The sequence below is a fragment of the Paenibacillus zanthoxyli JH29 genome (assembly GCF_000520715.1).
In the GTDB taxonomy this organism is placed as follows: domain Bacteria; phylum Bacillota; class Bacilli; order Paenibacillales; family Paenibacillaceae; genus Paenibacillus_AQ; species Paenibacillus_AQ zanthoxyli.
In genome coordinates this window covers 1-3737 of record NZ_ASSD01000135.1, presented here as the reverse complement: position 1 = coordinate 3737, position 3737 = coordinate 1, and the positions used below count along the sequence as shown (strand labels likewise).

Sequence of the window (3737 nt, the reverse complement as noted above, 5' to 3'; positions counted from 1 at the left end):
CGCCGCCAGCCGTTACGGGCTGGGCAAGGATGACGTGATCTTCACCGGCACGCCCGCAGGCGTCGGTCCTACCGTATCGGGCGATTCGTTCGAGCTGTATTGGGGCGACCGGCTGATGGGCACCTGTCTAATCGGATAACTTATTCTAGGACTATATACTGGAGTTGAAATCATGCAGTGGATAATCGGCGCCTTAGGCGCCTTGTTCGTTGCCGGAGCGGCTTATCATAAGGGCTCGCTGAGCTTATCCGGAATGCTTGCCGCCGTGCTCATGGGCACCATCTATTTCGGAGCGGGCAACGCCTTTTGGTTCGGAATATTGCTGCTGTTCTTCATCTCCTCCAGCCTGCTGTCGAAGCTCAGGGCGGAGCACAAGGAGGAACTGGAACGTTCCTATGCCAAGACAGGAAGGCGGGATGCCGGACAGGTGTTCGCCAATGGCGGTCTCGGCATGCTGCTCGTTCTGCTGAATGCCGTGTACCCGCTGCCCGCATGGGAGCTGCTATTCGTCGGTGTGATGGCGACGGTGACTGCGGATACGTGGGCGACGGAATGCGGAACTCTGAGCAAGAAGCCGCCAAGGTCGATCCTGAACGGCAAAAGGCTTCCGACAGGCGCTTCCGGCGGTGTCTCGCTTCCGGGTACGCTTGCGGCTGCGGCGGGCGGTCTCCTAATCGGCATCGCTTCGTGGGTTTTGCAGCAATTGACAGGAATGACCGGACAGTCGCTTGCGGCTTTAGCGGCTGCGGGCCTCTTTGGGGGACTCGTTGGCGCTTTTGCCGACTCCCTCCTTGGCGCTACGGTGCAGAAGATGAACCGCTGCGCCGTATGCGGCCGTGAGGTAGAAAGCGGCGTCCATTGCGGGAGGCCAACGGCACATGCAAGAGGGTGGCGCTGGATGAGCAATGATGCGGTGAATGCCCTAAGCTCGATTGCTGGAGGAGCCTTGGCGCTGCTGATTGGCGGGCTGATGTGATTGTTTAGTTCCAAATCTACAGGGAAGGCGAATAACGACTATGAATATTATGACCGTAGAGCATCTTGTCAAAAGCTACGGAGAAAAAGTGCTGTTCCAGGACGCGTCCTTCGGAATGGACGAGCGTGACAAGATCGGCGTCATCGGTGTGAACGGGACTGGCAAATCCACGCTTCTGCGGATTATTGCCGGACTTGAAAGTCCGGACGAGGGGCAGATTGCCATCGGCAATGATGTGCGCGTACAGTTTTTGGCGCAGAATCCGCCTTATAACCCGGAGTATACCGTGCTTCAGCAGGTATTCGCAGGAGACAATCCGGAGCTGGCCGTTATGCGGCGGTACATGGAGACAACGGCGCTGCTTGAAGCCGATCCGGGGAATGCGAAATTGGAAGCAGAGCTGGTCCGCCAAGGTCAGGACATCGACGCCGCAGGGGTCTGGCATTTGGAGAGCGAGGCGAAAAGCGTGCTGTCCAAGCTCGGGATTCAGCAGTTCGACGCGCGGATGGGGGCGCTCTCCGGCGGCCAGCGCAAACGGGTCGCGCTGGCGGCGGCCCTGATTACACCTTCGGAGCTGCTCATTCTGGACGAACCTACCAACCATATTGATACGTCTTCGGTCGCGTGGCTGGAGCAGTATTTACAGAAGCGGCGCGGCGCGCTGCTGATGGTTACTCATGACCGCTACTTCTTGGAGCGGGTGGCGGGTGTTATGCTGGAGCTGAATCAGGGACGGCTGTTCCGCTATGAAGCGAACTATTCCCGCTTCTTGGAGCTGAAGGCCGAGCGTGAAGAGCGGGAGGCCGCTTCCGAGCAGAAGCGGCAGAACCTGCTGCGCAGCGAGCTGGCCTGGATCAGGCGCGGCGCCAAGGCGCGGTCTACGAAGCAGAAGGCGAGGATCGAGCGCTTCGAGAAGCTGAAAGACCAGCAGGGCGTATCCTCCGGCAGCCAGTTGGAGATTTCTGCGGCCTCGACAAGGCTGGGGCGCAAGATCCTTGAAATTGAGGATCTGGCGATGTCAAGGGGCGGCCGGACGCTCATTAAGGATTTGAGCTACATCGCCGTCCCGCAGGACCGCGTCGGCATCGTCGGGCCGAATGGCAGCGGCAAATCAACGCTGCTGAACCTGATTGCCGGCAAGCTTCAGCCGGACAGCGGCGAAGTCGTGCTTGGACCGACAGTGAAGCTGGGCTATTTCACCCAGGAGCATCAGGATATGGACGACTCGCTGCGGGTGATTGAATACATCAAGGAAGAAGCGGAAGTCGTCCGGACGGCAGACGGCTCAACGATTACAGCCGCTCAGATGCTGGAACGCTTCCTGTTTCCGCCCGCGATGCAGTGGACGCCGATTTCGAAGCTGTCCGGCGGAGAAAAGAGGCGGCTGTATCTTCTGCGCGTACTGATGAGCGCTCCTAATGTGCTGCTGCTGGACGAACCGACCAATGATCTGGATATCGGAACACTTGCTATACTGGAGGACTATCTGGATGAGTTTCCTGGAGTCGTCTTTGCCGTCTCGCATGACCGGTTCTTCCTGGACCGGACGGTGGACAAGATCATCGCGTTCGAGGACGGAATGATCCGGGTTCATGTCGGTGATTACAGCGAGTATGAAGAGTGGCTGGCCAAGAATTTGCAGGTTCGCAGCACCGCAGGCGATGGGAAAGAGGATGCGGCAGCCAAACACGGCTCAGACAGCCAGTCTCCGCAAGGACAAACTGTTCCTGCTCCGGCTCCGGCCCGGGAAAAGCTGAAATTTTCATTTAAGGAACAGCGGGAGTATGAAGAGATTGACAGCCTCGTTGAGCAGGCCGAGCAGCATTTAAGCTCTATTGCCGCGCAGATGGAAGCGGCCTTTGCCGATTCCGCGAAGCTCCAGCAATTGGTGGAAGAGCAGCGCGCAGCCGAGGCGGAGCTGGAGCGGCTGATGGATCGCTGGACTTATCTGAACGAACTGGCGGAGAAAATCGCGAACAAATCGTAACGGGTCGTTCGCAGCAATGACTAAGGAGGCGGATTTATGCGATTGACGCTTGAGGACGCGGTCCGGTTGCGCGAAGAGGGGCGGGCTGAAGCGGCGCTGGATAAGCTTCTCCTGCTGCTTCAGCAATATGAGAGCACCATGGACCATGGCAGCCGGTCACAATCGGTCCGTTCGGCAAGCTCCTTCCGAAGCCGAAACCGGAGCGAAGAACGCAAGCTTCGGGCAGGACCCGTTCTACGCCGAGCTGCTCTATCAAATCGCCTGGACCCATGATGTTATGGGTCTGGAGAGCGCCGCCGTTCCCTTTTACGAACAAAGCTTGTCAGCCGGGTTGGCCGAAAAATGGAGACCTGGCGCTCTTTTGGGATTGGGCAGTACATATCGAACGCTGGGCCAATACGAGCAATCGGAGAATGTGCTGCGGCGGGCGATCGAAGATTATCCCCAGCACAGACAATTTCAAGTGTTCTATGCGATGACCTTGTACAATTTACGGCAAAATGACAAGGCTATGGGAGTTCTGCTGCATTTGCTTGCTGATACGTCCGGCGATCCCGGTATTTCTGAATATGCCCGGGCCATAAGCTACTATGCCGACAAACTCGATCAGGTATGGTAACAGATAAAATAAATTTAAAGATGGGTGAGTGCATTGACAAATTATGATTTTGACCGTGTTGTCAACCGGAGCAATACGCATTCCTACAAGTGGGATCAAGTGGAAAAACTGTTCGGAAACAAGGATATTTTACCGCTATGGGTGGCGGATATGGA

General features: G+C 57.1%; 3 protein-coding genes and 2 pseudogenes. All 5 read left to right on the top strand.

Annotated features, from left to right (window positions below):
- Positions 1-139, top strand: a pseudogene (locus L691_RS27940) (fumarylacetoacetate hydrolase family protein); the annotation flags it as partial.
- A gap of 33 nt (positions 140-172) precedes the next feature.
- Positions 173-976, top strand: coding sequence for a DUF92 domain-containing protein (locus L691_RS0105490; protein ID WP_025689258.1), 804 nt, complete (start codon positions 173-175; stop codon positions 974-976).
- A 40-nt stretch (positions 977-1016) separates the two neighbouring features.
- Positions 1017-2963 (top strand): ABC-F family ATP-binding cassette domain-containing protein, encoded by a 1947-nt coding sequence (locus tag L691_RS0105485; RefSeq protein WP_025689257.1) that lies wholly within the window; start codon positions 1017-1019, stop codon positions 2961-2963.
- A 145-nt stretch (positions 2964-3108) separates the two neighbouring features.
- Positions 3109-3582 carry a tetratricopeptide repeat protein gene (locus L691_RS27935; RefSeq protein WP_232229106.1) on the top strand — a complete coding sequence of 158 codons (474 nt, stop codon included), beginning with the start codon at positions 3109-3111 and terminating at the stop codon, positions 3580-3582.
- A 33-nt stretch (positions 3583-3615) separates the two neighbouring features.
- Positions 3616-3737 (top strand): annotated as a pseudogene (locus tag L691_RS33390) (cystathionine beta-lyase); the annotation flags it as partial.

Coding starts and splice junctions, on each gene's coding strand:
- L691_RS0105490 (WP_025689258.1), top strand. CDS start 173: ATGCAGTGGATAATCGGCGCCTTAGGCGCCTTGTTCGTTGCCGGAGCG.
- L691_RS0105485 (WP_025689257.1), top strand. CDS start 1,017: ATGAATATTATGACCGTAGAGCATCTTGTCAAAAGCTACGGAGAAAAA.
- L691_RS27935 (WP_232229106.1), top strand. CDS start 3,109: ATGGCAGCCGGTCACAATCGGTCCGTTCGGCAAGCTCCTTCCGAAGCC.